We start from the raw sequence: 26,239 nt of genomic DNA, 5'->3' as shown, positions 1-26,239 counted from the left end.
GGGCGGCGAACGTCCTTTCTTTGCCTTTGACAGGGCCATCCCCATGAATTTCGAACTGACCGAAGATCAGGAGATGATGCGCGACCAGTTCGCGCGTTTCCTCAACAAGCACAGCAGCACGGAGCGGGTGCGCGCCACCCAGGCCACGGGTTTCGATGGCGCGCTCTGGCGCGGGCTGGCCGAGTTGGGCGCCTTCTCCATCCGCGTGCCGGAGGAAAGGGACGGGCTGGGCCTGGGCCTAATCGTAGCCACCATGCTGATGGAAGAAGCAGGCCGCACCCTGGTTTCCGGTCCGTTGGCCGAGGCGCTGGTCGCCGCCCGCCTGCTGGCCGAATGGGAACAGCCGCTGCTGAGTGCCGTGCTGGTCGGGGAGGTGGTGGTCACGCTGGCCCTGCAAGATCTGGAAACCCAGCCCGTGCAATGGGTGGCCGGCGGTACTGTCGCCCGCGCCATCCTGGCCCGGCGGGGACCGGACGTGCTGCTGTTCGACCTGTCGGGCCAACCGGGCAAGGCCGAGCCCAACCTCGCCTCCACCCCGCTGGCGGAGATCGACTTCGCCACCCTGCCCGGCACCGTGATCAAGTCCGGCCCCGATGCCGCCGCCACCTTCCAGGCGGGGATCGAGGAATGGAAGCTGCTGATCGCCGCCGGTCTGGCCGGCCTGTCGCGCGAGGCGCTGAAACTGGCGGCATCCTATGCCTGCGAGCGCAAGCAGTTCGACCAGCTGATCGGCGCGTACCAGGCCATTTCCCATCCGCTGGCCGATCTGCTGTGCGAGGTTGATGGTGGCAAGTTCCTGGTCTGGAAGGCCATCCGCGACGTGGCCGATGCGGCGGCCGATGTCGGGGCCACCATCTCGCTTGCCGCCTGGTGGAACGCCGATGCCGCCGCCCGCACCGTGGCACAGGCGCTGCATACGTTCGGCGGCTATGGCCTGACGACCGAATATGACATTCATCTCTACAATCTGCGCGCCAAGGCCTGGCCCCTGGTCTTTGGCGACCCCCGCCTGTGGCTGGAAGAGGCGGGCCGCCGGCTCTATGGCGGCGAGGCCACGTCCCTGCCCCCCGTGGGCGAGGTGCCGATCGAGTTTGACCCCGGTGAGGAAGCCCGCGCCCTTGTGGCAGAGATTGACGCCTTCTTCGCAGAACACATGACGCCGGACATCCGCGCCAACGCCCATTATTCATGGGAAGGCCATAACCCGGTTTTTCACAAGAAGCTGGCGCAGGCGGGCCTGCTGTTTCTCGGCTGGTCCAAGGATATGGGCGGGCGCGGCCTGTCGGCCTATGCCCGCAACGCCGCGATGGAGGCGTTCGAACATCATGGCTGGACCAATCCCGTCGCCAATGTCGCGGGGCTGGTCGGCGCCATGATCCACCGGTTTGGCAGCAACCAGGTGAAGCGGGAGGTGCTGGAGCCCATCCTGGCGGGCGAGGCCATCGCCTCGCTGGGCTATTCCGAACCCGGCTCCGGTTCCGACGTGTTCGCGGCGCAGTGCAAGGCCGTGCGCGACGGTGATGGCTGGCGCATCGACGGCACCAAGATGTTCACCTCGGGCGCCAACCTGACCGATTATGTGCTGATGCTGACACGGACCAACCCGGACGTGCCCAAGCACAAGGGCCTGACCATGTTCATCGTGCCGCTGAAGACACCGGGCGTGACGGTGCAGCCGGTCCATACGTTCCAGGATGAACGCACCAACATCACCTTCTATGACGGGGTGCGCATCCCCGATGCCTATCGCCTGGGTGACGTCGATGGCGGGGTGCGAACGATGAGCGCTGGCCTGGAACTGGAACATGGTGGTGGCTTTGCCAAGGTGCAGCGCGGCATGCTGCGCGCTGCTGAGAGTCTGGCACGGGAGATCATCCAGGGCGATCGTCCGCTGATCGAGCAGAGCCAGGCCCAGATGCGGCTGGCCCGCACCGCCGCCAATGTCATGGTTTCCGACCTGCTGACCTGGCGGTCCCTGTGGGCCAGCGTGGAGAAAAAACCGAACCTGGCCTATGGCCCCATGGTCAAGATGTTCTCCTCAGAGAAGTTCCTGTCCGATGCGCGTGACCTGCTGGACCTGACGGCGCCCTTGTCCCTGTCCAAGCGACCGGGGGCCGCGGCCCTGATCAACCAATGCTATCGCCATGCCCAGGGCACCACGATTTATGGCGGGACCAGCGAAATCCACCGTTCCATGATCGCCGAACGCGGTCTGGGCCTGCCACGCACCCGGGCGTAAGGGGGGGGAAGATCATGTCTGACGAAGCACCCCATCTGATCACCGAAAGCGCCGACGGCATCCTGGTCGCCACCCTGAACCGGCCGGACAAACTGAACGCCCTGTCCGGACAGACCATGCGCCTGTTCGAAGACGCTCTGCACCGGTTGCGCGATGATCCCGGCCTGAAGGTCATGCTGGTGCGCGCCACAGGCCGCTATTTCTGTGCCGGGGCCGATCTGCGCGACCGCAGCGACAGCCCGCCCTCCCCCCTGCGCTCCGCCACCGCCATCCGGGAGAACCACCGGCTGCGGCTGCACGGGATGCAGCGGATCTATGACGAGATGGAGCATGTGGAAAAGCCCATTGTGGCCGCCATCCACGGCCCTTGCGTGGGCGGCGGGCTGGAAATGGCTTTGTCCTGTGATTTCCGGCTGGCGGCGACCGGTGCGTCCTTCGCCTTTCCGGAGGGGTTGATGGGCGTGCTGCCGGCATCGAACGGCGTTTCCCGCCTCACCCGCCTGTGCGGCCCGCACTGGGCGCGTTACCTGATCATGGCCAACAAGCCCGCCGATGCGGAGCGCGCGCTGATGATGGGGCTGGCGCATGAGGTATATCCAGATGCAGGGTTCGATGCGGCAGCGCTGGATTTCTGCCGTCATCTGGCCCGGCAGAATGGGGAGCAGATGGGTGCCGCCAAGATCGCCATCGAACTGGCGCACGAGGTCGGGCGTGATCAGGCGCGCCATGTGGAACGGCTGGCCAACAGTGCCTTGATGCTGAACCCCGCCTATCTGGAAAAGCTGGACGCCTATATCGCCAAGGTGGGCAAGGGGGGCTGACGCCCCCCTCGGCTTCCCTACCCGGCCCGCATCTGCCTGCGGATTTCCGCGATGCCCAATTCCATCAGCTTGGCTTCCGCCTCAATGCGGCGCAGGGTCATCTGATCACTCATCGACGCACCGAAGAAATTGACCAGGATCGTGTCGGTCACAATGGTGACGACACGTTCCACCCCGGTCAGCAGCACGGTGGCCATGCTGAGCGCCGGGCTGTCCGGGGTCGGACTGGTGCAATCCATCTGCCGCACCAGCATGCCGATCATGGGCTGGGCCGAGTGCACACGGTGGATCATCATGCGTTCGTCATGCTGGTCGGCCATGCTGTTACGCAGATGAAGCAGGAAGGAATGCTTGCGCCAGAAGGCAAGATAGGCGTTCACGAACCGCAGGCAATACTCGTTCAGGTCCGCATCCGGCCAGCGCTCGCGGGCCAAGCCCATATAGGCCTCCTCCGCCGTCTCCATCACCGGCTCCAGCGTGGCCAGCAGCAGTTCCGTCAGATCTTTGAAATAAAGATAGAGCGTCGTCATCTTCAGGTCGGCCTCGCGGGCGACGGCGCTCAAACTGATCGGGGTGGAGGGCGGGCCGGCCAGCAGCTTCTGCGCGGCGGCGATGATCCGCTCGCGCGTTTCCCGCCCCTTGCGGCCCAGACGCTGGCCATTCAGGTTGAAATTGTCGTCATCCCCCGCCGCCTCGACGGCAACCATCGCAACGGCAGGCTTGCGCCCCCGCCGCTTGCGCTCCCCATCGCCCCCGGCCAGCTGCTTCTCTTCGTTCCCCATGCCCCTCACGCCCTGACCGCGATGACCTTCGATTCCAGAAATTCCTCGATGCCCTCGACGCCCCATTCGCGGCCGATGCCGCTGGATTTGTAGCCGCCGAAGGGCAGGTCGCCGGCGATGCACAGGCCGCCATTGACGCTGACCGACCCGGTACGGATGCGCCGCGCGACCCTGATCGCGCGTTCTTCCGATCCGGAAACGCCGCCAGATAAGCCATATTCGCTGTCATTGGCAATGCGGATGGCATCGGCATCATCCTCATAGGGGATGACGACCAGCACGGGGCCGAAAATCTCCTCCCGCGCGATGCGCATGTCGTTGGTGACATTGACGAAGCAGGTCGGCTCGATGAAGAACCCATCGCCCTTGTCGGGCCGGACATTGCCGCCGGCCAACAGGGTGGCACCCTCCGCCTTGCCCAGCTCGATATAGGACAGCACGCGGTCCAGCTGCTTCCTGGACACGACGGGCCCCATGATCTGGGCCGGGTCCTCTGGGTCACCCCATTTGGTGGCGAAGCCGGCATAGGCCATCTTCAGCGCCCCCACTGCCTCCTCATACCGGCTTTTCGGCACCAGCAGGCGCGACTGCACGGCACAGCCCTGGCCGGCATGGAAGACCAGCAGCGACATCATCACTTCCATGGCGAAGTTGGGCGCGTCATCCAGGATGATCTTGGCCGACTTGCCGCCCAGTTCCAGGAACAGGCGCTTCAGTGTGCCGGCCCCCTTCTCCATGATGCGCTTGCCGACACCGGTGGAGCCGGTGAAGCTGATGACATCCACACGCGGATCGGTGACCAGCATCTCCCCGGCCAGGGCCGGATCGCTGCCCGTCACGACATTCAGCACACCGGGCGGGAACCCGGCCTGTGCCGCCAGTTCGCCGAAGATCGCCCCCATGCCCGGCGTGTCGGGGGCCGGCTTCAGCACGATCGTGCAGCCGGCCAGCAGGGCGGAGACCACCTTGCCCACATTCACATATAGCGGCACGTTCCACGGCGTGATGGCCCCCACCACGCCGGCCGCGTCATGCACGACCCTGCGCTTGGAGGTGAAGCCGAAGCCCTGGGCCTCGCCATAATCCTTTTCCCACCTCACCTGCGGGAAAACGCGCAGCAGATCGTCCCAGCCGGCAAGGGCCATGCCCACCTGCGCCTTGTCCACGGCACCCAGCGCCGACCCCGCCTCGAACCGGGCCAGTGCCACCAGCCGGTCGCGGTTGGCCTGGAACAGGTCGCGCAGCTTGCTGACCAGGTCGAACCGCTTGGCATGGTCGGTGGACCAGTCGGTGGTATCGAAGGCCCGGCGGGCGGCGGCGATGGCGGCATCCACGTCTGATGCCGATGCATCGGCCGCCTGGCCGGCAACGCCGCCGGTCCAGGGATTGATCACGTCGAAGGTCTTGCCCTCCGCGGCCGGGCGCACGACACCGTCAATATAGAGCTTGGCTTCAGGCAGGATGGACACGGGCGTGGTTCCTTGGAGCTGGAATGTCGGGAATACGGGCGGCGGTCAGCGATGGCGCGCCTGCAGGGTCACATGTTCGATGTTCAGATCGTCGGGCAGGTTGAGGATCTGCCGGAAGATCTTGGCCGGGGAGGCGAAGTGGGAAATGGGGCGCGAGCGCAGATCCAGCCCCGCCTTCATGCAGGCCGCGCCGAACTTCTGCGCCACCTCCGGCGTGATGTTCCAAGTCATGTCCTCGCCCATCATCTGCCCGGCCCGGACTGTCGTCACGCGGATGCCGTCGGCGGCCAGTTCACCCGACAGCGCCTGGGAAAACCGCTCCAGCCCGGCCTTGCTGCTCTGGTAGAGCGAGAACATCGGGAAAGGCAGATCGACGGACTCGCTGGAGACATTGATGATGTGCCCACCCTTGCCCATCAGCGGGATGGCGGAACGGGCGCAGAGGATGGGACCGATATAGTTGGTCTGCGCTGCCGACAATATCTGCTCGTCCGTCGCCTCCTTCACCAGGAAGGGCTGGTAAACGGCGGCATTGTTGATCAGCACATCGATGCCCGCACCACGCGCCGCGATCTGTGTGAAGGCATCGCGGACGGACGCGGGGTCACCCACGTCGCAGGCTAGCGCATAGGCGCCGCTGCCGATCTCCGCCACCACCTTGTCCAGCTTGGCCAGTGTGCGGCCCAGCAGGACCAGCACATGCCCGGCGGCCGCCAGTTCGCGGGCCACCTGACGGCCCAGGCCGCTGCCGGCACCGGTGATCACGATGGTCTTGGCCATTTCTTCCCCCCAATTCATTGTCTTCAGGCTGCACAAGATCACGGCATTCGGGCAAGCATGAAGCCCATCGCCCCCGCGATGCTTTGTGCCTTCAATCCAGTGGCGTCGGTGCGCCCGTGTCCATGTATTCCGACAGCACGCGGTGGAAATTGGTCACCCCGCGTTCCTGCACGGGGTTGGGCCGGGCGCCGGGGAAGCCGCGCGACTTCATGCCCTTCTGCACCTGGCCCATATTGGCGAAGTCCTGGCACAGGACCTTGCGCCAAGTTTCCTCGTCCTGGGTCGGCTTGAACAGGTTTTCCGGCTTGGGCTCCTGGCCCTCCGGGAACCGTTCGATCACATAGACCTCAAAGATGCAGCTGTCGGGATCAAAGCCATTGGGCCGCGCCCGATAGCACAGCGCAAAGGTCGGCCCCTGGATGACCACCGTATTGGGGAAGATGTGCCAGACGGTGCCGGCCTTGGCGAAATGCGCCGGGTCGATGCGCGGCCAGAACACGCCGCGCGCCGCATCGTCCTTGGCCGCCTGCATCATCAGATGCGCCTGCACCTGCATCGGCGACGTGCCCGCCGGCAGCTCATCCACCAGCCTTTTCGCGGCATTCACAATGGTCTGCGTAGTGGTGGCATTCACCTCCTCCCACAATTGGCCGATCACGTCGGCCAGGGCCACGCGCATGTCGATATCGCCCGACACCCCACCCGACGCCCCGCCGAAGCCCTTCTGCGCCGCCGGACCGAACACGCTGTGCCGTCCATGCGCCTGGCTCCAGGTGGCCTTGGCACCGTACTTGGTCAGCTGCGGATGCGTGCCGGGCACGTGATAGCCTTCGACAAATGCCTCAATCGCGACCTTCCAGTTGCAGGGGAAGGTCAGCCATTGGCGCCAGCGATAGCGCATGCGGTCCAGCTCGAACGGCGCCAGCATGTCGGCCGCCACGTCCAGATAGGCGCGCAGCGGCTCCGCATCCGGGTCCATGTTGATGAACACCCAGCCGCCCCAACTGTCGACCTTGACCTGTTTCATGGTCAGGCTCTCGTCGGTCAGCGCCCCTTCCCAATCGTCGCGTGCCAGGCATTCGACATTCTTGCCATCCAGGCCCCATTTCCAGCCATGGAACTTGCAGACGAAGCGCTTGGTATGGCCGCAGCCTTCGGTCAGGCGCCGGCCGCGATGCAGGCAGACATTGTAATAGGCGGCGATCCTGTCCTCGGCCACGCGAGCGACAATGATGCTCTCATCCAGGATGTCATAGGTGACATAGTCGCCGACCTTGGGGATTTCCTCCGCCCGGCAGGCCACCTGCCAGACCTTGGCCCACAGCTTCTCCTCCTCCGCCCGTGCATAGTCGGGGCTGGTATAGGCCGCGATGTCGATGATCGTGGGGCGGTCGGAAAGGGCGCGGCTGACCTTGCTGATTTCATTCATGGCGGCGGCTCCGTTCCAGCTCTTTCAGGGTTGCTGAAACCTAGGCTGCGGGCCGGCGGATGAAAAGCCGGCGGCCGGGGATGCGGCACCGATATCGCTGCGGCGGGGTTTTGGCCCGCCGGGTTTACGACGGCCCGCACCCACCCTATTGCTTGAAGCCAGATCAATGACAGCGATGGATTATCCGGCATGTCCGAACAGGCAAGCTTTCAGGGGGCCGGCGTGCGGCTGGCCGCCGACATTTGCGGGCCGGCGGACGGTGTGCCCATCCTGTTCCTGCATGGCAGCGGCCAGACGCGGCAAAGCTGGGGCAAGGCGTTGGGCGAGGGGGTGTTGCGCGGCTTCCGCACCATCGCCCTCGACCTGCGCGGCCATGGCGACAGCGAATGGTCGCCCGACGGGCAGTACGAACTGGGCCTGTTCGCCGATGATCTGGCGTGCGTGCTGGAACAGCTTCCTGCCCCGCCCATCGTGGTCGGCGCCTCGCTGGGTGGTCTTGCCGGCATGCTGACGGCGGCACAGGCACCGCAGCTTCTGCGGGCCCTGGTGCTGGTCGACATCACGTCGCGCATCGAATTCGACGGCACGCGGGAGGTGATGGACTTCATGGGCAGCGGCCTGGACGGGTTCGCCTCGCTGGAGGAAGCGGCCGATGCCGTCGCCGCATATCTTCCCCACCGTGACAGGCCGCCGGACACGCGCGGTCTGGCCCGTAATCTGCGCCGGCGCCAAGGCCGCTTTTACTGGCACTGGGACCCGGCCTTCATGAAAATGGGGGAGAATGCGCAGACGCGAAAGGACGCCCCGGCCCGGCTGGAGGCCGCGGCCCGCGCGCTGACCATCCCCACCCTGCTGCTGCGCGGTGGGCGCAGCCGGATCGTGTCGGAGGCCGGGACGCAGGAATTCCTGACCCTGGTGCCCCATGCCGAGCATGTCAACATCGCCGACGCCCATCACATGGTCGCCGGCGATGCCAATGACGCCTTCAACCAGGCGGTGTTCGCGTTTGCGGCGCGGGTCGCTGCGGCCTGACCCTCTACACCTTCCGCATCACCTCGCTGCCCGCCAGTCGCTGCGCCGCCAGTTCCTTCAGCAGGCCGGTCTTCACCTTCTCGCTACCGGTCACCGCCCATTCCTGTTCTTCAAAGAACAGGATGGCGCGGGGCACCTTGAAGCTGGCCAGGCGCAGCTTCAGGAAGCCGGTGATCTCCGCAATATCCAGCGCCGCACCGTCATGTGGAATGATGCAGGACACGACCAGTTCCCCCAGCGTGTCGTGTGGCACGCCCACCGTCTGGGCGCGCTTGACGCCGGGATAGTTGGCCAGCACCTCGTCCACCTCCTGCGGCGCGACATTAGCGCCGCCGGTCTTGATCATGTCGGTCAGCCGGCCTTCCCAGAACAGATTGCCATCCGCATCGACATAGCCACCATCGCCGGTGCAATAGAAGCCTTCCGCATCAAAGCATTGATCCGCCGTCTTGCCGATATAGCCCAGCATCAGGGTCGGCCCCTTAATGGCAATCTCGCCCCGCTGGCCGATGGGCACCACTTCTCCGGTGCGCGGATTGAAAATCTTGAGAATGTTGCCGGGCAGTGGCTTGCCAAAACTGCCGCGATAAGTCTCACGCGGGGTATTGGCCGTCACCGCCGCCATGATGGTCAGCGTCTCCGTCGTGCCGAAGGCCGGGCAGTGGCACCAGTTGGTCGAAGCCGTTGGATGCTCCAGCAGCTTCGACCCATAGGTCACGTAATGCAGGCTGGACAGGTTCACATCCGGCCATTTCGGCGACGCCTCCAGCCGTGCCCATTGGTGCGGGCGGCCCATGGGGAAGCTAACCCGTTCCGCCTGCATCAATTCCAGCGCCTGATCGGCGTTGAACACGGGCTGCAACACTGCCGTCCCGCCTGTGGTCAGGGCATTGCCCACCACCATGGAGATGATGCCAGACCAGAAAAAGCCATTGCCGGTCCAGCAGCGCACGGGGAAATAGTCGGCATCGATATCCATGACGCGCGGCCAGCGCCACCATTGCACCGTGAAGGCGCGATGGGTGTGGATGATGCCCTTGGGCAGGCTGGTGGTACCGGAGGAGAAGAACACAGCCCCGACATCCGCCGGCTGTACCGCATCGGCGCGCGCCTGCACCATCGCATCCGAAACCGAACGGCCGCGATCCAGAAAGGCGGTCCAGCTTTCAACCGCTGCCGCGTCCGCCACCGTATCGGGACCGGTGACATTGTCCAAAGCCACCAGACGGCGCAGGAACGGCAGGCGGGTGGAAAGCAGCGCCCCCGGTGGGGCCGTCGCGATCTCCGGCTCCAGCCCCGACAGAATAGCCCCGAAATCCTTTTTCAGCACCTGCCGGTCATAGAGCAGAATGGAAACCGCCCCCGCCTTCAGCAGGTATTCCAGTTCCTCGGGCGTGGAGAAGGTGGACAGCGATACCGTGACGGCCCCGGCCAGGCCCACGCCGAACACCGTGGCCAGATATTCCGGCCGGTTGGTCATCAGCACGCCGACGCGCGTATCCTTGCCGGCGCCGGCGGCGATCAGGGCCTTGGCCACCGCCATCGACTGGTCCCAGAGCTGATCATAGGTCCAGGCGATCCGCCCATCCCGGCCATGCAGGACCACGGCTTCCCGCCCGGAGAAGCGTCGCGTCACCTGCCGCGCATAAGCACCAATAGTGAGGGGCCCCAGCCCCGGTTCGTCGGACAGGGGCGGGCCATGGATGATGGATGGACGCAGGCCGTCGGGTGCGGTGACCGGGCTGTTCATGGATTTCGCCTTCTTTACCGGGGCAGTTGTACGGTTGCTTTGCCTGTCAGGATCGTGTCGCCATTCTGGGTGGTCATGCGGGTCTGGACCAGGATGACCGGACAGCCGAACTCGCTCTCCTCCCGTTTCTCGATCACCTCCCCATCGATGAAGGTGACGTCGCCCTCGAAGGCCGGGCTGCGGAACTGCGTCTTGGAATGCCAGATATAGCCCTCATGCCCGGCCCAATAGGCGATGGTGTCCAGGTGCCAGGCATTCATGGAGGAGCCATAGCCATAGGCCCCACCCATGCCGACATTCTCGCCCTTCTTCTTGTTGATATGGCCCGAGGAGGGACCGTGATAGAGCCCGTCGCCCCGGCGCGGGTCGATCTTGCGGGCTTCGAAGTCATAGGTCATGTCCTTGCCGAAGCCGGCATCCTCCGTCGCCGGGTCGCGCATGCCGGCCGGCGGGTTCCAGCGCCAGGTACCCCAGATATTCTGGCGATGGGCGCGGCATTCATTGGCGAAGCTGACGATGGAATGCGGCCCGACCACACGGCGCGGCAGCTTGTCGCCGACCTGGACAGCGTCGAAGCGGGGCGACACGCCCTCGCGGTTGGACAATATCCAGTCATGCCGCAGCTTGTGGATCGCCTCCACCTCCTCATCCGCCCATTCCTTGGGATCGCGCTTTTCCTTGCCATAGACGCCGCGCTTCTTCGCCTCCTCCACCAGATAGCGGATGGAGGTGGCGCGCTCGCGGGCCACCAGCTCGCCCTTCTGGTTGCGATGGACCGTGTCGCCATCGGCGAACATGGTGGGGCCGGCGAAGCCCGTCTCCACCACCTTGTAGCCGGCGAAGGTGCGTTCCTGCACCAGCTTGTCGCCCGGCCGCACCGGCACGCCATGGAACCACCATTCCTCGCCCGCGAAGATCAGGTGGGTACCCGGCACCTTGCCCACACAGGAAGGGTGGCAGCCATGGCCATAATCCATGGCCACGGTGAAGCTCTGCGGCGCCACGATGCCGCCAAATTTGGACTTCGCGGCGAATTCCTGGTCCCAATGGATGGGGTTGGGATAATCCATGGCCTGCACCCAGCGGCGAATATCCGTGGCGTTGCAGGGGTCCCACATCTCCGCGAAGACGATGGGCTTGCCGACCCACTGGTCAACATCGCTGGTGTCCAGCACGGGCTTGTTCTCGTCGCTCATGATCGGCCCCTTGTTCAGCGGTTGACGTTGACGGTGATGCGGCCGCGCACCTTGCCGTCGATCAGATCGGCACCGGCCTGGATGGCGTCGGCCAGCCTGATCTCGGTGGCGATGGTATCCAGCAGGGTCGGGTCCAGATCTTTGGACAGGCGGTTCCAGGCGGCCAACCGGCGGGCCTTGGGTGCCATCACACTGTCGATGCCCAGCAGGCCCACGCCGCGCAGGATGAAGGGGGCGACCGAGGCCGGGAAATCCATGCCCTGGGCCAGACCGCAGGCCGCCACATAGCCGCCATAGCGCACCTGGGCGCAGGCATTGGCCAGCGTGTGGCTGCCCACAGCGTCCACCACCGCGGCGAACCGTTCCTTCTGCAGGGGCTTGCCCGGTGCCGACAGTGTGGCGCGGTCGAGGATGGCGGCGGCACCCAGCGCCTTCAGATACTCGCCTTCCGACGCCTTGCCCGTGGCGGCGACCACGTTGAAGCCATTCTTGGCCAGTAGGGCCACGGCCACGCTGCCCACCCCGCCCGTGGCGCCGGTCACCAGCACTTCGCCCTGGTCAGGAGCCACGCCGTGGGCCAGCAGGGCATCGACGCAGAGTGCCGCCGTATAGCCCGCCGTACCAATGGCCATCGCCTGCTTGGCCGTAAACGCCGCCGGCAGCCCCACCAGCCAATCGCCCTTCAGCCGCGCCTGCTGCGCCAGCCCGCCCCAATGCGTCTCCCCCACGCCCCAGCCGTTCAGGACGATTTTGTCGCCCGGCTTCCAGTCGGGATGTGCACTGTCCGTCACGGTACCGGCCAGGTCGATGCCGGGCACCATAGGGAACTTGCGCACCACGGGGGACCTGCCCGTGATGGCCAGGCCATCCTTGTAGTTCAAGCTGGAATAATCCACGGCGACGGTGACGTCGCCCTCGGGCAGGGCGGACGGATCGACCTGGGCGACGGCGACCTTCTGGCCGCTATCGTCCTTGGTAATCAGGATGGCGGAAAACATCGGCAAGCCCTTCTTGGTTCGCAAGGCTGAAAGGGCCGGCTTGGCCGCCCTTTGGGTTTTGCGCAGAGGCTTGCGTGAAGCAGGCAATCAGGTCAATAAAAATGAGATATATTCACTTGCCCGCAGACGCTGGTTAAATTATTGAAATACAACAATTTCAACAGCACCCAAGGCGTCGATGTGCACCTGTGGGCAAGCCGATCAGCCGCCCATCGCTGGGGCGATGACCAGGCGATCCAGGATTTCCGCAATGCGGTCCACGGACAGGTCCTGCCCGCGCCCCAGCCACCAAGCCAGCGTGTCCAGCACACCCGAAGCCCCCACACCGATGGCCAGGTCCAGCGGCACCCAGTCCGGCACCCGCACGTCGGCGGGCACGGCCAGCCGCGCCTGACGCACGAACTCCGCCCGCAGCTTTGCCGCGGCGCCGCCAGTCAGCAGGGCTGACCACAACCGGCGATGCGCATCCACATACTCGCACAGCACGCGGCAGCCGGCCCGGCTGTCCATCGCCACGGTCAGCGGCATGGCCCGGCTCAGCAGTTCCGCAATCTCCTGCGCCGCCAGATCGTCCAGCAGCGTGGCCGTGTCCGGGTAGTGCCGAAAATAGGTCGCATAACCGATACCGGCCCGGGCGCAGAGGTCGCGGATGGTGATCGCCTCGAATGGCGCGGTCTCGATCAACTCCAGCAAGGCGGCGCGCAGCGCAGCACGGCTGCGCCGGACACGGGCATCCTTGTGAATTGACGGAGGCGGAGCAGACGAATTATGATCCATAGTATATCATAAAATCCCAACTATCAGGTGCATGATGCAGGATGGTGAAACGGCCCCCATCATTGATGGGAACGGCGACGAACGCAAATCTGCAAGTCTGGCGGCCCGGCATGTGGCCGTTCCAGACGGCGTCAGACGGGTGGAACGTTTCGCCGATGCCCGCGACATCCTGCGCAACCCGGCTTCCCGCCAGGGCGGAGCCGGGGCCGAGCACGTGGATGTCGGCGATCCCGAACAGGTACCGGTCTTCTATCTGGACGGGGAGATGCACCGCAAGCGGCGCGCTGCCATCGCCAATCTGTTCACGCCCAAGGCCATCGCCACCCGGCATGCCAGGGTGATGGAACAGACGACCGACATCCTGCTGGCCCGGTTTCGGACCAGGGGACGGGGGCAGCTGGACACGATCAGTTTTGAACTGGCCGTTGCCGTGGCAGCGGAGATCGTGGGCCTGACGGAAAGCCCGTCGCAGCACATGGCGCCCCGCATCGACGCCCTGCTGCGCAGCGCCCTGGCCGGCAAGGGCCTGATGGCGAAGCTGGCCAGTGCGGTACACGGCCTGCGTTTCTACTGGCAGGACGTGCGGCCCGCAATCAAGGCGCGGCGACGGCAGCGACGGGACGACATCATCTCCCAGACGCTGGACAAAGCCTATTCCACCCGTGCCATCATGATAGAATGCATGACCTATGCGACTGCCGGCATGGTGACGACGCGGGAGTTCATCACCATGGTCGCCTGGCACCTGTTCGACCGGCCCGACCTGCGCCGGTATTTCCTGGACAGTGACGAAGCCGGCCAATTCGCTCTGCTGGAGGAGATTCTGCGGCTGGAGCCCGTCGCGGCGATGATCCAGCGGCGGGCTGGCGACAGTGGCGATATGGCCGGGATCGACATCCGGGCCGTCAATGCCGACCCGGCCGTGGTCGGCACCTGCCCCCACCGGATCGACCCCGGCCGCGCCCGCCGCCAGGGCCAGAATGGCGGCTATATGAGCTTCGGCGATGGCCCCCATACCTGCCCCGGCCGGCAGGTGGCGATGCACGAGACCCGCATCTTCCTGGACCGGCTGTTCCGGGTACCCGGCCTGCGCCTGTTGCAGGCCCCCGACCTGGGCTGGAACCAGGTGCTGATGGGGTACGAACTGCGCAACGCGTGGATCGGGTGCGAGAGGACATAAGGCCACCCGCCCCATTGACAGCTGCGCATCCATATACTAACCTAGGTTAGTGTTTTCAGCGCGCCGACGAAGGGATCACCCCCGGCGCCCCTTGGAGTGATGACCCGTGAAGAAGATTCTGCCGTTCCTCGTGATATCCCTGGGCCTTGCTACGCCGATCCTGGCGCAGGCCCAGACCGCCCCGGCCAGCACCGCAAATGTGGAAGTGGGCAAACCACTCGTTGATGTTGATGGCAAGCGCATCGGCGCCGTCTATCGCGTGGGCGAGGATGGGGCCGCCCAGGTGATCATCGACGGCAAGATGTATGTGGTGCCGGCCGCCACCCTGTCGGTGGTCGATGACAAGCTGGTGACCAGCCTGAAGAAGAAGGAAGTGCTGGCCAAACGTTGACATCCTTGGGTGCCGCCACCCAATCCTCCCCTTGGGGGTGGCGCGCCTGAGCCCAAGATGCCGGTATCCGGGATGGCCTGGATACCGGCTTCTTTTTGTTTGGGGGAGCCGCGCATCGCCCCGCCGATGATTTCCAGTGACACCGCTCCCCCGGTTCTGCGGGGCGGCATCAACTGCTAGTTCTGGGGCATGGGACAAGCGGCAGGAGGAGTTGATGCTTCGCATCGGGATAATCAGCGCCAATTGGGGTGCCGTGGCCCATCTGCCGGCCTGGCGCGCCGTGCCGGGGATCGAGGTGACGGGCATCTGCACCTCGCGCCGGGAAACGGCCGATGCGGCATCCGCCCGGTTCAAGGTGCCCCGCGCCTTCTGGAACGCGGCGGAGATGATTGCGGATCCGGATATCGACATCGTGGATTGCGGCACGCGGCCCAGCATCCGGCACCCCATGGTGCTGGCGGCCCTGGCGGCGGGCAAGCATGTCTATAACGGCATCCCGTTCGCCGCCGACATCGACCGGGCGCGCGAACTGTATACGGCCTGGACGGAAGGCGGCGGCACCGCCATCGTCGATGCCTATGCGCAATGGCTGCCGGCCCATCGCATGGCCAAGGAGATGCTGGAGGCCGGCTTCCTGGGCCAGCCCTTCGGCGGCACCTGCATCTTCAACCTGGGCCTGTTCAACCAACCGCATCCCCAGTTCCCCTATAACTGGTTCGCGCAGGCCGGCCATGGCGTCTCGGCCCTGCGCAACCTGGGCAGCCATGCGCTGCATATGCTGGTGCATCTGTTTGGGCCAGTGGCAGAGGTGATGGCCGACGACCGCCGCCTTCTGGACGAATGGCGCTTCCCCGACGGGTCGGTGGTGATGCCGGAGACCAATGATTTCGCCAACCTGCTGCTGCGCTTTGCCAGCGGTCTGGTCATGCAGATGCAGGTTTCCTGGAGCGCCACCGTGGGCCGCGGCTGGCATCTGGAGGCGTTCGGCAGCGGCGGGCGGCTGACGCTGACGGCCCCCACCTTCCCGACCAGCACGGATACGGTTTTGCAGGCCGGTACGCTGGGCAGCCGTGTCCTGGAACCCGTGGCGATCCCGGAGCGGTTGCGGCACCCGGAAGGCATCGGCATCAGCCCGGAGGTGCAGCCGCAGGCGGCGCACGGCATGGCCATATCCATGCGCAACATGCGCGACGCCATCACGGGCGGCAGCCGCGCCGCACCGGACTTCGCCCAGGCCTGGGCAGTGGAACGCACGCTGGAGGCGGCACGGCTGTCCTCGCTGCACCGGCGCTGGGTGGCGCTGGACGAGATCAACTGACACGTTCCCGATAAAGAGTTTGCTCATCGGGAACGAATACAAACCAGGGAGGCGGATGTGAGAGGGATCGTGGCCGTGACGGGAGCGGCGGGTGTGCTGGGCCGCAAGACGGTCGAACGGCTGGCCGCCGCCAAATGGATCGTGGTCGGCATCGACCGGGCGTCGCTGCCGGGTGACATCTCGTCCGACATGGATATCGACCATGTCGATCTGGCGGACGAGGCGGCGATGGCCGGGGCCGCGGAAAAGATCCGTGACGCGTTCGGCCGGCTGGACGCCCTGGTCAATGTGGCCGGCGGCTTCCGTTGGGAAACCATCGCAGACGGAGAGGTGGCGACCTGGGACCGGCTTTACACGATGAATGTGAAGACGGCCCTGGTGGCAACGCGCGCCCTGCTGCCCCTGCTGCGCGTCAATGGCGGTTCCATCGTCAATGTCGGTGCGGCGGCGGCGGTGAAGGCGGCGGCCGGCATGGGCGCCTATGCGGCGTCGAAGGCCGGTGTGGCCCGGATGACGGAGGCGCTGGCCGAGGAACTGAAGGATGCCGGCATCCGCGTCAACGCGGTGCTGCCCAGCATCATCGACACCGAGGCCAACCGCGCCGATATGCCCGATGCCGATTTCTCCCGCTGGGTGGCCCCGGACAAGCTGGCCGACGTTATCGGCTTCCTGCTGTCGCCGTCGGCATCGGCTGTCACCGGGGCACTGCTGCCGGTGACGGGCCGGGTGTGACATCAGCTACCGGGGTGGTGCCAACGGTTCCACCCCACCCCCACTGAAATCCCTTACCGTCCCGGTCACGTATTTCGCATTGGGCGCGTTCTCCGGCTGGAACGTGTAGCATTGGCCCAGCGGCAGGCGGCTCTTGTCCGACCGTTTATCGAACGCCATCACCCTTCCATGCGCCAGGATGGTGCCCCAGCGCAGCAGCCTTGCGGCCTCCTGCTGCCCGGGGTCCAATTTGGCGATCCAGGGACTGATCTGGTCCGGCCGCCGGCCTGCCAGCGCTGCCGGCACCCCGAACAGCCCGTTCTCCAGAACCCATTCCAGCAGGGCCGTGCCATTCAGGCGCAGTTCGGCCCGCACAATCCCGTCCACGGGGTCCGAGACCAGGATGTCATACTGCACCGGCCCCGCAGCATCCGCATGAGAGGCCGCCAGCAGGGCAAGGTCGTAAAGATGGGTGCAGTTGGAAAGCTTGGCCCCCTGGCGCACGAACCGGTTGAGCGGTGCGCCGGTGAAGGTCCGTTCCACGATGGCGGGGGCCCCCGGACAGGTCGTCCAGGGCACGCGGTGCATCACGGCCTGTACCCGCGAGGCGATGCCGTCGGCATGGTGGAGGACGATCCCCATGCAATGGTAATCATCCTCCAGGTCGCTGGTCACCCGTCCCGGCCCCGGCACAACGCGGATGCGCCGCCGGAAACCGGGAAGATCATCAATGGCCGGGGCCACAATCAGGCCTGCCAGGTCAGCCAGAGTTCCTCCGGCCCCACGACATGGCCGCCATGGTAGCGGACGGTGCGGGCGGGATCGAGGCTGAAGACCGGCAGGCGGGCCAGCAGCTCCTCATAGACCACCTGCAGCTCGATGCGTGCCAGATGGGACCCCAGGCAGCGATGCGGGCCCGTGCCGAAGGCCACATGCACCTTGTTCTCGCGCTCCAGGTCATAGCGTTCGGGCGACGCATATTCCTTGGCATCCAGGTCGGCCGCCGGCAGGAACAGCATCACCCGCTCATTGGCCTTCAGATGCGCGCCATGGAAATCGATATCCCGGGTCACGCGGCGCGGCGGCACCGTGAAGGTGTAGCGGCGCAGCAATTCCTCCGCGGCTTCCGGGATCAGCTTGGGATTGGCGCGCAGTTTGGCCTGCAGATCATGGTCGGCGGCCAGATGGCGAACGCCATGGCCGATGCCGTTCATCACCGTGTCCAGGCCAGCCAGGAACAGAAGCACACAATAGTTCTCCATATCCTCCAGCGTGGTCTGCGCACCACCGATATTGGCCTGCCACAAGAGGCTGATCAGATCATCCTGCGGGTTGTCCCGGCGGGCGAGCACCGTATCCCGCATGATGGCAGCCACCTGCACCAGCCGCCGGGCCATTTCGCGCGGGTCATTCTGACCGGCGCTCAGATGCTGCTTCACCAGGGCGCGATAGTCGGCCTGGCGTTCCAGCGGCAGGCCGAACATCTTCAAGAACACCTGCACCGGCAGCGGCTCCGCCACCTCGCCCATGAACTCCGCCCCGCCCTGCGGCTTGATCTTCTCGATCAGTTCGGCCGCCAGCGCGCGGATGCTATCTTTCAGCGCTAGCATCGACTTGGGCGAAAAGGCGCTCTGCAGTGGGGCGCGGTATTTAGTGTGCTCCGGCGGATCGACATTGATCGGCACGGGTTGCGGGATATGAGGGGCGCCGGGCGGCAATGCGGCCATCATTGCCTTGATCTGCGCGCGCGGCACGATCTCGCTGGAGAAGGTTTCGGTATCGCGCGACGCCTCGAAATTGGCGGCATGGCTCATCAGCATCCAATGCCCGCCATTGCGCGGGGTCCAGAATACCGACGGCACCGTCGCGGCCATCTCCAGGATGCGGCGGTGCGGATCGGCCAGATAATCGGGATCTTGAAACATGTCGAAATCATACAGGGCCGTTTCCGGCACATGGTCCGGGCGGGGAACAGCCGGGCTCAGCATCGCACCAGCACTCATCGGGGGCCTCCAACCTGTTGGGATGCGCGGGGCCTGATCGGGGGTGGCCTCACGTCCATTCTTCGCTGCTCCGGATTTACTAAACTTGGTTAGTATTTTCAATCCCACGCCGGTGCCAGATTGACCGGGACCCAAGGGTCCGGCCATGCCGGATGGGGGCCGCTGGCCAATCATCACCGGGGCGATGTTGGTCAGAACCGTTCGCCCACCAATGTCTCGCTGAGGCGCCACAAGGCCGCCGCCCGCACCGGGTCAATGGCATAGGCGGCCACGCCCGGCCCCAGCGGTCCCACCGTCACGCCGGACGGCACCGTCTGCGCCACCGCGCAATCCTCGCAATACCGGCCGCCCACCATGTCGGCATCGGCCACGATCCCGGCCCAGACGCTGGCGGCCGCCCCCTGCCTTACGCTCTTGCGCTGGAAATCGACGACGCCGCCGGCCGCACTTTGCAGCTTGGCCCGCTGTGCCTCCCGCGTGGCGGAATCCATATGGCGGCCCAGTTCCGTCTCCACCCCGCCCGGATGCACGGCGGTGGCGCGGATGCCCCGGTCGCGCACGCGCCGGTCCAGTTCCACCGCGAACAGGATATTCGCCGTCTTCGACCCGCCATAGCCGGTATAGGGTGTATAGTCCCGTTGCTGAAAGTTCGGGTCATCCAGGTCGATATCGGCGATGTGATGGGCCGACGATGCCAGCACCACGACCCGCCCGCCCGGCCGCATGTGGCGCGCCAGCCGGTTGACCAGCAGGAAATGGCCCAGATGGTTGGTGGCGAACTGTGTCTCGAACCCGTCCAAGGTCCGTCCCAACGGCGGCCCCATCACGCCGGCATTGGCGATGATCAGATCGAACGGCACCCCGCTCTCCAGCCGATTGGCGCAGGCCCGCACGCTGTCCAGTGACGCGAGATCCAACTCTTCAAGCCCGATCCCCGCTGCGTTGGCCGCCGGCACCTTTTTCCGGTCGCGGACCGTGCCCAGCACATACGCCCCGTGCGCCCGCAGAACCCGTGCCGTCTCCATCCCCAGGCCCGCCGACACCCCCGTGACCAATACGCGCCTGCCCGTCAGGTCGATACCGTCAAGCACCTCGTCGGTTGTACTGCTGAATCCGAACCGTCGGCTCATTCAGCGGCATCCCGGTTGCGACGGGCGCCCGCCGCGATGTCGTTGGCGGCGATGAAACCGAAGACCATGGCCGGCCCGATGGTGCCGCCCGCCCCCGGATAATTCAGGCCGAACGGGCTGCCCGCCGCATTGCCGGCGGCATAGAGGCCGGCGATCGGCTGGTCCCGCCCATCCAGCACGCGGGCCAGATGGTCGGTCTTCAACCCGCCCTTGGTGCCCAGATCGCCCAGGTGGATGGGAATGGCGTAATAGGGTGCCTGGGACAGCGCGCCTAGCGCCGGGTTGGGCTTGCAGGTCGGGTCCCCGAAAGTCTTGTCATAGATGGTGCTGCCGCGCCCAAATTCCGGGTCCTCGCCCGTGCGCGCAGCCTCATTCATGCGGGCGATGACCATTTCCAGCTTATGCGGGCCCAGCTGCAGCTGCCGGGCCAGCCCCGCCACACTGTCGGACTTGAAGATATAATGGCCCCACCAATCTACCGGGATTGATCTGTCGGGCATCACGGCGGATGGCAGGAAGCCGCCGGCGGTGAACTTGGTCCGGAACGTGCCATCAAAGATCAGCCAGCACGGCAGGTTCGCGCCCGAGCGTTTCTGATCCCCTACCATTGCGGCACCGAAACGATCGTACGAACAACTTTCGTTAACAAAACGATCCCCGTTGCGGTTGACACAGACGCTGTAGGGACGCCCTACATCGAAGATGGCCTGATGCACTTCCTCGAAATTCGAGGCGCTGGCGCTGGGCATGATCATGGTGGGGGCCCACCAGCCCTCCTGCGTATGCTCCGTCGCCGCCCCGGCGGCTTCCGCCGCGATCAACGCCTCGCCCGCATTCGCCCCTTGCGGGGTGGAGGACCACCAGATGGAGGTCTTGACCGGATAGAACCGGTCGCGCAGCTGCTGGTTCCATTCGAACCCGCCGGCACAGATGATCACCCCGTGCCGGGCCGCAATGTCATAGCTTGTGCCGAACCGGCTGACCCGCACGCCCGCCACGCGGTCGCCCTCGACAATCAGTTCGTCCAGCCGCGTTTCCAGCCGGATTTCCACGCCCATGGTGTCCAGCTGTTCCAGCATCGGCCCGATCAGCGCGGTGCCCGAGGTGAACCAGCGGTCGCGTTTCGTGATCGCCCTTGTCGACCGGTCCAGCCAGTAGCGCCCGATGACACGGGCCAGCGCCCGTTTCCAACCCTTGGCGCGGGCGGCGATGGTGAAGGTCTCCGCCAAATTCATCGCATAGCGGTTGAACAGCTTGAAACGCGGGAACTGCTCACGCACTAGCGGGAACCGGTCGCCCAGCCGGCGCCCATCCCACATGGGCAGCACCAGCGACCGGTCGGTGCGCGATCCCGGCAGTTCGGCGAAATAGTCCGGCCAGGGCATGGAGATGAAGTTGATCCCCAGCCCGCCCATATAGCGCAGCAACTCGCCACCCGTATCCACGAACGCCTCCAGCTTGCGCCGGTTCACCGGCTGTTTGATGACGCCGTCCAGATAGGTCAGCGCCTCTTCCCGCGTGTCGGTACTGCCGGCCAATCCATGGTTGGGGATCCAGGCGACGCCGCCCGACGTGGCCGAGGTGCCGCCATATTTGTGCGCCTTCTCGACGACCAGCACCTCCAGCCCCATATCGCGGGCGCGCAGCGCCGCCGCCAGACCGGCCGCACCCGACCCCACCACGATCACATCGACAATCTCGGCCATCGCTTCCCCCGTTCATCGCCTTCGCCTAGCGTTCTGGAGGGGGAGAGTAGCGACGCCAAGGCCCCGTTTCGACGACGCGGGCGCCACAGCGCGGGCGGGGGCTTGTCCCTGTGCCCTCAGGGACAAGTGCCGTTGCCAAACAGGCTGTATGTCTTCGCACTGAAGAACCGCCAACCGGGGAGCGTCCATTGTCCGCCTTGCGCAATATCAGGGTCATCGAACTGGCCGAGAGCGTCTCCGGCGAATATTGCGGCCGCCTGCTGGCCGATTTCGGCGCGCAGGTGGTGAAGGTCGAACGGCCCGTCTGCGGCAGCCCCACCCGCCGCCTCGGCCCCTTCAAGACCGGGGTAGGGACCGGGGAGAATAGCGGCCTGTTCGCTTATCTGAACACCAACAAGCAGTCCGTGACCCTGGACCTTTGCGCGCCGGAAGGGGGCACGGCACTGGCCATCCTGCTGAAGCAGGCCGACGTGGTGATCGACGATCATGCGCCGGGCTGGCTGGCCGGCATCGGCCTCAATCCCGGCGCGCTGGCGCAGACCCACCCCAGGCTGATCCTTTGCGCCATCACCCCCTTCGGCCAGGACCCGCCGGCGGATCGCCGCCACGCCACCGACCTGACGGTGATGCATGCCAGCGGCTGGGCCTATCACACGCCCAGTGCGGAGATGAAGCGCCCACCGCTGAAGGGGGCCGGCCGCTTCATGCCCAGCTATGAGGCGGGGCTGGAAGCCGCCATGTGTGTCGCCGCCTGCCTGTATGATGAAAAGGGCCGCTTCATCGACCTGTCGGTGCAGGAGGTGATGGCTTCGCGCGCCGATTATGTGCTGGGTCAGATGGTGGCGGGCGACATGGATGTGGACAATGCCCGCACCCGCTTCGACCTGGGCGGGCCGGCCGGCATCTTCCCCTGTCGCCTGGGCTTCGCCTATCTGTGGATGTCCATCGCCCAGCATTGGCAGGCGGTCCGTACCTTGCTGGGCGATCCCGCCTGGATGCGGGCCTTTCCCGACGACTGGCTGGAACGCGGCCTGACGCCCGAACGCATCGCCGACTGCCGCCACCATATCGGCGATTGGCTGGCCACGCAGGACAAGGACGATGTATCCGCCCGCGCCCAGGCGCTGGGCATCATCATGGTGCCCGTGAACGATCCGGGCGACCTGATCCGGCATCCGCAGTTCCGGCACCGCGCCTTCTTTACCGAACTGACCCACCCGGTCCTGGGCACCGCGCTTTACCCGACCGCCCCCTACGAGCTGTCTGCCACGCCGGTGGCGCTGACCGGTGCCGCCCCGCTGCTGGGCCACGACAATGCCCAATTCCTGGCCTGAAGGGAGTGATCCGATGAGCATGGTGAAGCGGGGGGGCCCCCTTCAAGGCATCCGGGTGCTGGAACTGACCAAGGTCTGGGCCGGCCCCTATGCGGGCAAGCAGTTGGCTTTCTTAGGTGCTGAAGTGATCAAGGTGGAAAGTCTCGGATCGCTGGACATCACCCGCGTCTATGGGGTGAAGGATATCGACAAGGCGCCCGGATTCATGGCCGTCAACCCGCAGAAACTATCGGTACAGATCGATATGAAGTCGGCCGACGGGCTGGCCCTGCTGAAGGATCTGGCGTCGACATGCGACATCCTGATCGAGAATCTGCGCCCCGGCGCCATCGACCGGCTGGGCATCGGGTACGAGGCTTTGCGGCAGGTGCGACCCGACATCATCTTCGTGTCCATGGGCATGTATGGCAATGACGGCCCGCTGGCCTATCAGACCGGGTACGCCCCCTGCTTCGTGGCGCTGGGCGGCCTCTCCTCCCTGGTGGGGTATGAGGGGGAGGCACCGCGCGGCATGAATATCCGCTACGCCGACAGCACGTTTGGCACCGCCGCCGCCTTTGCGGCCCTGGCGGCCCTGAACCACCGCAAGCGCACCGGCGAGGGGCAGTTCATCGACGTCTCGGCGGTGGAGACAATGACCAGCATGATCGGCGACAGCGTCATGGAATTCAGCCTGAATGGCCATGTCCCGGCCTGCGACGGCAACCGCCATGCGGAGATCGCCCCCCATGGGGCCTACGCTTGCGCCGGCGACGACTGGATCGCCATTGCCGCCCAGGATGACGGGGCCTGGGCCGCCCTGGCCGACCATGCCGGCATCCCGGACAGCCGCTTCGCCACGCTGGCCGGTCGCAAGGCGCACGAGGCGGAAATCGATGATGCGCTCGCCGCCTGGACAGCATCCCAGGACGCCGCCACCCTGGCGGCGGCACTGCAGGCGCGGGGCGTGGCGGCGGCGAAGAGCGCTTCCTCCATGGACATGGTGGCCGACGCCCATCTCTGGGGCCGGGAATTCTTCCGGCCCGTCATCGATGCACAGGGCGAGGAGCGCCCCATCATCGGCCCCGGCTACCGCATGAGTGATGCCGCCGCCCTGACCGACGGCGCACCAAAGCTGGGCCAGCACAATGGCTATGTCTTCGGGGAGATCATGGGCCTGTCGGCGGCGGAGCAGCGGCGGCTGGCCGATGCCGGCGCCATCCGATGATGCGCGCCGCCATCGCCACGGGCGGGGCCGGCCTGTCGGGCGTGACCTTTCGCGACATGCCCGTGCCCGAACCGGGGCCCGGCGAGGCTCTGGTGCGCCTGACCGCCGCCACGCTGAACTATCGCGACTTGATCATGCTGAAGGGGTTGCTGCCGGGCCTGGCCAAGCAGCCGGATTATGTGCCCCTATCCTGCGCGGCCGGCACCGTGGTGGCGGTCGGTACCGGCGTGACCCGCGTGAAGCCCGGCGACCGGGTCAGCCCGCTGCTGGCGCAAGGCTGGATCGACGGCCCGCCCGATTCCAAACGCATGCTGGGCGCCAGCCTGGATGGCGTGGCCCGCCCCTATGCGGTGTTCGAAGCGGAAAGCCTGGTTCTTCTGCCCGATGCCCTGGACGATATGGAAGCAGCATCCCTGCCCTGCGCCGGCCTGACCGCCTATAGCGCGCTGTTCGGCGTTTGCCCCCTGCAACGCGGACAATGGGTGCTGGTGCAGGGCACTGGGGGGGTCTCCATCGCCGCCTTGCAATGGGCCAGGGCGGCCGGCGCCCATGTCGCCGTCACCTCCTCCTCCGATGAGAAGCTGGCCCATGCCGCCTCGCTGGGTGCCGACCTGACGGTGAATTATCGCACCGTGCCCGACTGGGCCGGCGCCATCCGCGCCCTGCTGGGCCATGGCGTGGATATCGTCATCGATGTGGTGGGGGCCGGCGGCCTGGACGCGTCGGCCCGCGTGCTGCGCGAGGATGGGATGATCGCCGCCATCGGCATGCTGGACGGCCCGTTCAACTGGACAGCCAAGGAATATCAGGGCTGCCGCATCCTGCCCGTCACGGTCGGCAACCGCGGCCGGCACGAGGCGATGCTGGCCTTCGCCGCCCGCCACCGGGTCAAACCCATCGTGGAGGCGGTATATGCGCTGGACCGCCTGTCCGACGCGCTTGCCCACCTGGAAAGCGGCCGCTTCTTCGGCAAGATCGGCATCGACATCAACGCGTGAGGAACAAGCAATGACAGCAGCGGCGGAGCGCCCTTCGGCGGAGGAGATCATCCTCTATGAAAAGGACCCGAAGACCAAGATCGCCACGATCACGCTGAACCGGCCGGAAGCGCTGAACGCGCCCACCATCGCCGCCCGCCAGCGCTATTCAGCTTTGATCCACCGCGCCAACGTCGATGACGACGTCAAGGTGCTGGTGGTGCGCGGCGTCGGCAACAATCTGGGCAGCGGGGCGGACCTGGATGAACAGGCCGACATGCTGGGCGACAATCCGGATTTCTCCTTGCTGCATGAATTCGGCATCGGGGCGGATGAGGATGTGAAATACCCGCCCAAAGGCTCCTATCGCTATCTGGCGCAACTGACCCAGCTTTACGCCAATTCCGCTTTCGGCTGCCGCAGCCTGCAGGATTTCAAGAAGATCAGCATCGTGGAGGCCAAAGGCTATTGCTATGGCTGGCACTTCTACCAGACGGCCGATGCCGATCTGGTGGTGTCATCCGACGACGCCCTGTTCGGGCATCCGGCTTTCCGCTATGTCGGCTGGGGTCCGCGCATGTGGCAATGGGCCACCATGATGGGCATGCGCAAGTTCCAGGAAATGGTCTTCACCGGCCGCCCCTTCACGGCCAAGGAGATGTATGAATGCAGCTTCGTCAACAGCGTCGTGCCCCGCGCCGACCTGGAGGCGGAAGTGGCGAAATATGCCAAGGCCTGCGCCAGCACGCGGCCCACCGACGTAGTCTATATGCAGAAGACCTTGTTCGAGATCATGAAGCAGCAGCAGGGCGAATATATGGGGTCCATAATGACCGCCTGGCTGGAATCCATGCTGCCGCTGGTGAAGAATGACGGGGGCGAGGTGACGCTGGGCGACGATGCCTTCGACAAGGGCATCAACAATGTCGTGAAGGATAATGACGCACTGTTCCCGCCGGAATGGCGGTTGGCCAAGGGCGCGCGGCGGCGGCCGGAATGATGGTGAGGG

The 26,239-nt window shown here is 65.7% G+C and carries 23 protein-coding genes; 11 read left to right on the top strand and 12 right to left on the bottom strand.

Translation table 11 applies throughout. The features are described from left to right. The first annotated feature begins 43 nt into the window (after positions 1-43). Complete coding sequence (locus AC1Q7F_RS14910; RefSeq protein WP_492508154.1) at positions 44-2,239, top strand: acyl-CoA dehydrogenase family protein; 2,196 nt, start codon at positions 44-46, stop codon at positions 2,237-2,239. Positions 2,240-2,253: 14 nt separating this feature from the next. Beyond that, positions 2,254-3,060, top strand: coding sequence for an enoyl-CoA hydratase/isomerase family protein (locus tag AC1Q7F_RS14905; protein ID WP_492508152.1), 807 nt, complete (start codon positions 2,254-2,256; stop codon positions 3,058-3,060). 17 nt (positions 3,061-3,077) lie between these two features. Here the strand turns inward: AC1Q7F_RS14905 and AC1Q7F_RS14900 are convergent, their stop codons facing one another. From AC1Q7F_RS14900 to AC1Q7F_RS14885, 4 genes are all read right to left on the bottom strand, one after another. Then, positions 3,078-3,842: a TetR/AcrR family transcriptional regulator gene (locus AC1Q7F_RS14900; RefSeq protein ID WP_492508150.1), complete on the bottom strand. Its 765-nt coding sequence runs from the start codon at positions 3,840-3,842 to the stop codon at positions 3,078-3,080. Between the two features lie 5 nt (positions 3,843-3,847). Next, positions 3,848-5,311 (bottom strand): aldehyde dehydrogenase family protein, encoded by a 1,464-nt coding sequence (locus tag AC1Q7F_RS14895; protein WP_492508148.1) that lies wholly within the window; start codon positions 5,309-5,311, stop codon positions 3,848-3,850. Positions 5,312-5,356: 45 nt separating this feature from the next. Beyond that, positions 5,357-6,091, bottom strand: a complete 735-nt coding sequence (locus AC1Q7F_RS14890) for an SDR family oxidoreductase (protein WP_492508146.1) — start codon at positions 6,089-6,091, stop codon at positions 5,357-5,359. A gap of 91 nt (positions 6,092-6,182) precedes the next feature. Next, positions 6,183-7,520, bottom strand: coding sequence for an aromatic ring-hydroxylating oxygenase subunit alpha (locus tag AC1Q7F_RS14885; RefSeq protein ID WP_492508144.1), 1,338 nt, complete (start codon positions 7,518-7,520; stop codon positions 6,183-6,185). Positions 7,521-7,709: 189 nt separating this feature from the next. Here AC1Q7F_RS14885 and AC1Q7F_RS14880 point away from each other — a divergent pair, with 189 nt between their 5' ends. Continuing rightward, the gene (locus tag AC1Q7F_RS14880) at positions 7,710-8,552 is read left to right on the top strand and encodes an alpha/beta fold hydrolase (protein ID WP_492508142.1); all 843 of its coding nucleotides are present in this window, start codon (positions 7,710-7,712) and stop codon (positions 8,550-8,552) included. A 4-nt stretch (positions 8,553-8,556) separates the two neighbouring features. Here the strand turns inward: AC1Q7F_RS14880 and AC1Q7F_RS14875 are convergent, their stop codons facing one another. The 4 genes from AC1Q7F_RS14875 to AC1Q7F_RS14860 all read right to left on the bottom strand — a co-directional run bounded on the left by AC1Q7F_RS14875 (position 8,557) and on the right by AC1Q7F_RS14860 (position 13,273). Continuing rightward, positions 8,557-10,302: a class I adenylate-forming enzyme family protein gene (locus AC1Q7F_RS14875; protein ID WP_492508140.1), complete on the bottom strand. Its 1,746-nt coding sequence runs from the start codon at positions 10,300-10,302 to the stop codon at positions 8,557-8,559. A gap of 14 nt (positions 10,303-10,316) precedes the next feature. Further along, positions 10,317-11,498 carry an FAS1-like dehydratase domain-containing protein gene (locus tag AC1Q7F_RS14870; protein WP_492508138.1) on the bottom strand — a complete coding sequence of 394 codons (1,182 nt, stop codon included), beginning with the start codon at positions 11,496-11,498 and terminating at the stop codon, positions 10,317-10,319. A 14-nt stretch (positions 11,499-11,512) separates the two neighbouring features. Next, positions 11,513-12,496, bottom strand: coding sequence for an acrylyl-CoA reductase (NADPH) (gene acuI, locus AC1Q7F_RS14865; protein ID WP_492508136.1), 984 nt, complete (start codon positions 12,494-12,496; stop codon positions 11,513-11,515). Between the two features lie 201 nt (positions 12,497-12,697). Continuing rightward, entirely contained in the window at positions 12,698-13,273 is a 576-nt protein-coding gene (locus AC1Q7F_RS14860; protein ID WP_492508134.1) for a TetR/AcrR family transcriptional regulator, read from the bottom strand. A 34-nt stretch (positions 13,274-13,307) separates the two neighbouring features. Between AC1Q7F_RS14860 and AC1Q7F_RS14855 the strand changes: the two genes are divergently transcribed. From AC1Q7F_RS14855 to AC1Q7F_RS14840, 4 genes are all read left to right on the top strand, one after another. After that, positions 13,308-14,453, top strand: coding sequence for a cytochrome P450 (locus tag AC1Q7F_RS14855; protein WP_492508132.1), 1,146 nt, complete (start codon positions 13,308-13,310; stop codon positions 14,451-14,453). A 106-nt stretch (positions 14,454-14,559) separates the two neighbouring features. Continuing rightward, complete coding sequence (locus tag AC1Q7F_RS14850; protein ID WP_492508130.1) at positions 14,560-14,844, top strand: hypothetical protein; 285 nt, start codon at positions 14,560-14,562, stop codon at positions 14,842-14,844. A gap of 214 nt (positions 14,845-15,058) precedes the next feature. Beyond that, entirely contained in the window at positions 15,059-16,162 is a 1,104-nt protein-coding gene (locus AC1Q7F_RS14845) for a Gfo/Idh/MocA family protein (RefSeq protein ID WP_492508128.1), read from the top strand. A gap of 57 nt (positions 16,163-16,219) precedes the next feature. Then, a complete protein-coding gene (locus tag AC1Q7F_RS14840; RefSeq protein WP_492508126.1) occupies positions 16,220-16,894 on the top strand; it encodes an SDR family NAD(P)-dependent oxidoreductase in 675 nt (224 codons plus the stop codon). Between the two features lie 6 nt (positions 16,895-16,900). Here the strand turns inward: AC1Q7F_RS14840 and AC1Q7F_RS14835 are convergent, their stop codons facing one another. From AC1Q7F_RS14835 to AC1Q7F_RS14820, 4 genes are all read right to left on the bottom strand, one after another. Next, positions 16,901-17,617 (bottom strand): hypothetical protein, encoded by a 717-nt coding sequence (locus tag AC1Q7F_RS14835; RefSeq protein ID WP_492508124.1) that lies wholly within the window; start codon positions 17,615-17,617, stop codon positions 16,901-16,903. Between the two features lie 2 nt (positions 17,618-17,619). After that, positions 17,620-18,876, bottom strand: coding sequence for a cytochrome P450 (locus AC1Q7F_RS14830; RefSeq protein WP_492508122.1), 1,257 nt, complete (start codon positions 18,874-18,876; stop codon positions 17,620-17,622). A gap of 191 nt (positions 18,877-19,067) precedes the next feature. Further along, the gene (locus AC1Q7F_RS14825; protein WP_492508120.1) at positions 19,068-20,006 is read right to left on the bottom strand and encodes an SDR family NAD(P)-dependent oxidoreductase; all 939 of its coding nucleotides are present in this window, start codon (positions 20,004-20,006) and stop codon (positions 19,068-19,070) included. Continuing rightward, positions 20,003-21,712 carry an FAD-dependent oxidoreductase gene (locus AC1Q7F_RS14820; protein WP_492508118.1) on the bottom strand — a complete coding sequence of 570 codons (1,710 nt, stop codon included), beginning with the start codon at positions 21,710-21,712 and terminating at the stop codon, positions 20,003-20,005. The genes AC1Q7F_RS14825 and AC1Q7F_RS14820 overlap by 4 nt, the downstream gene beginning before the upstream one ends. A gap of 188 nt (positions 21,713-21,900) precedes the next feature. Between AC1Q7F_RS14820 and AC1Q7F_RS14815 the strand changes: the two genes are divergently transcribed. Genes AC1Q7F_RS14815 through AC1Q7F_RS14800 form a run of 4 tightly spaced genes read left to right on the top strand, consistent with a single transcriptional unit; the run spans position 21,901 to position 26,230 of the window. Then, positions 21,901-23,046 (top strand): CaiB/BaiF CoA transferase family protein, encoded by a 1,146-nt coding sequence (locus AC1Q7F_RS14815; RefSeq protein WP_492508116.1) that lies wholly within the window; start codon positions 21,901-21,903, stop codon positions 23,044-23,046. 13 nt (positions 23,047-23,059) lie between these two features. Beyond that, positions 23,060-24,253 (top strand): CaiB/BaiF CoA transferase family protein, encoded by a 1,194-nt coding sequence (locus AC1Q7F_RS14810; protein WP_492508114.1) that lies wholly within the window; start codon positions 23,060-23,062, stop codon positions 24,251-24,253. After that, entirely contained in the window at positions 24,250-25,251 is a 1,002-nt protein-coding gene (locus tag AC1Q7F_RS14805) for a zinc-dependent alcohol dehydrogenase family protein (protein WP_492508113.1), read from the top strand. The genes AC1Q7F_RS14810 and AC1Q7F_RS14805 overlap by 4 nt, the downstream gene beginning before the upstream one ends. A 10-nt stretch (positions 25,252-25,261) precedes the next feature. Next, complete coding sequence (locus tag AC1Q7F_RS14800) at positions 25,262-26,230, top strand: enoyl-CoA hydratase/isomerase family protein (RefSeq protein WP_492508111.1); 969 nt, start codon at positions 25,262-25,264, stop codon at positions 26,228-26,230. Positions 26,231-26,239: the final 9 nt, after the last annotated feature.

The organism is Niveispirillum sp. GW835-FHT14G11 (assembly GCF_058793615.1).
This window is presented reverse-complemented; position numbering and strand designations above follow the sequence as displayed.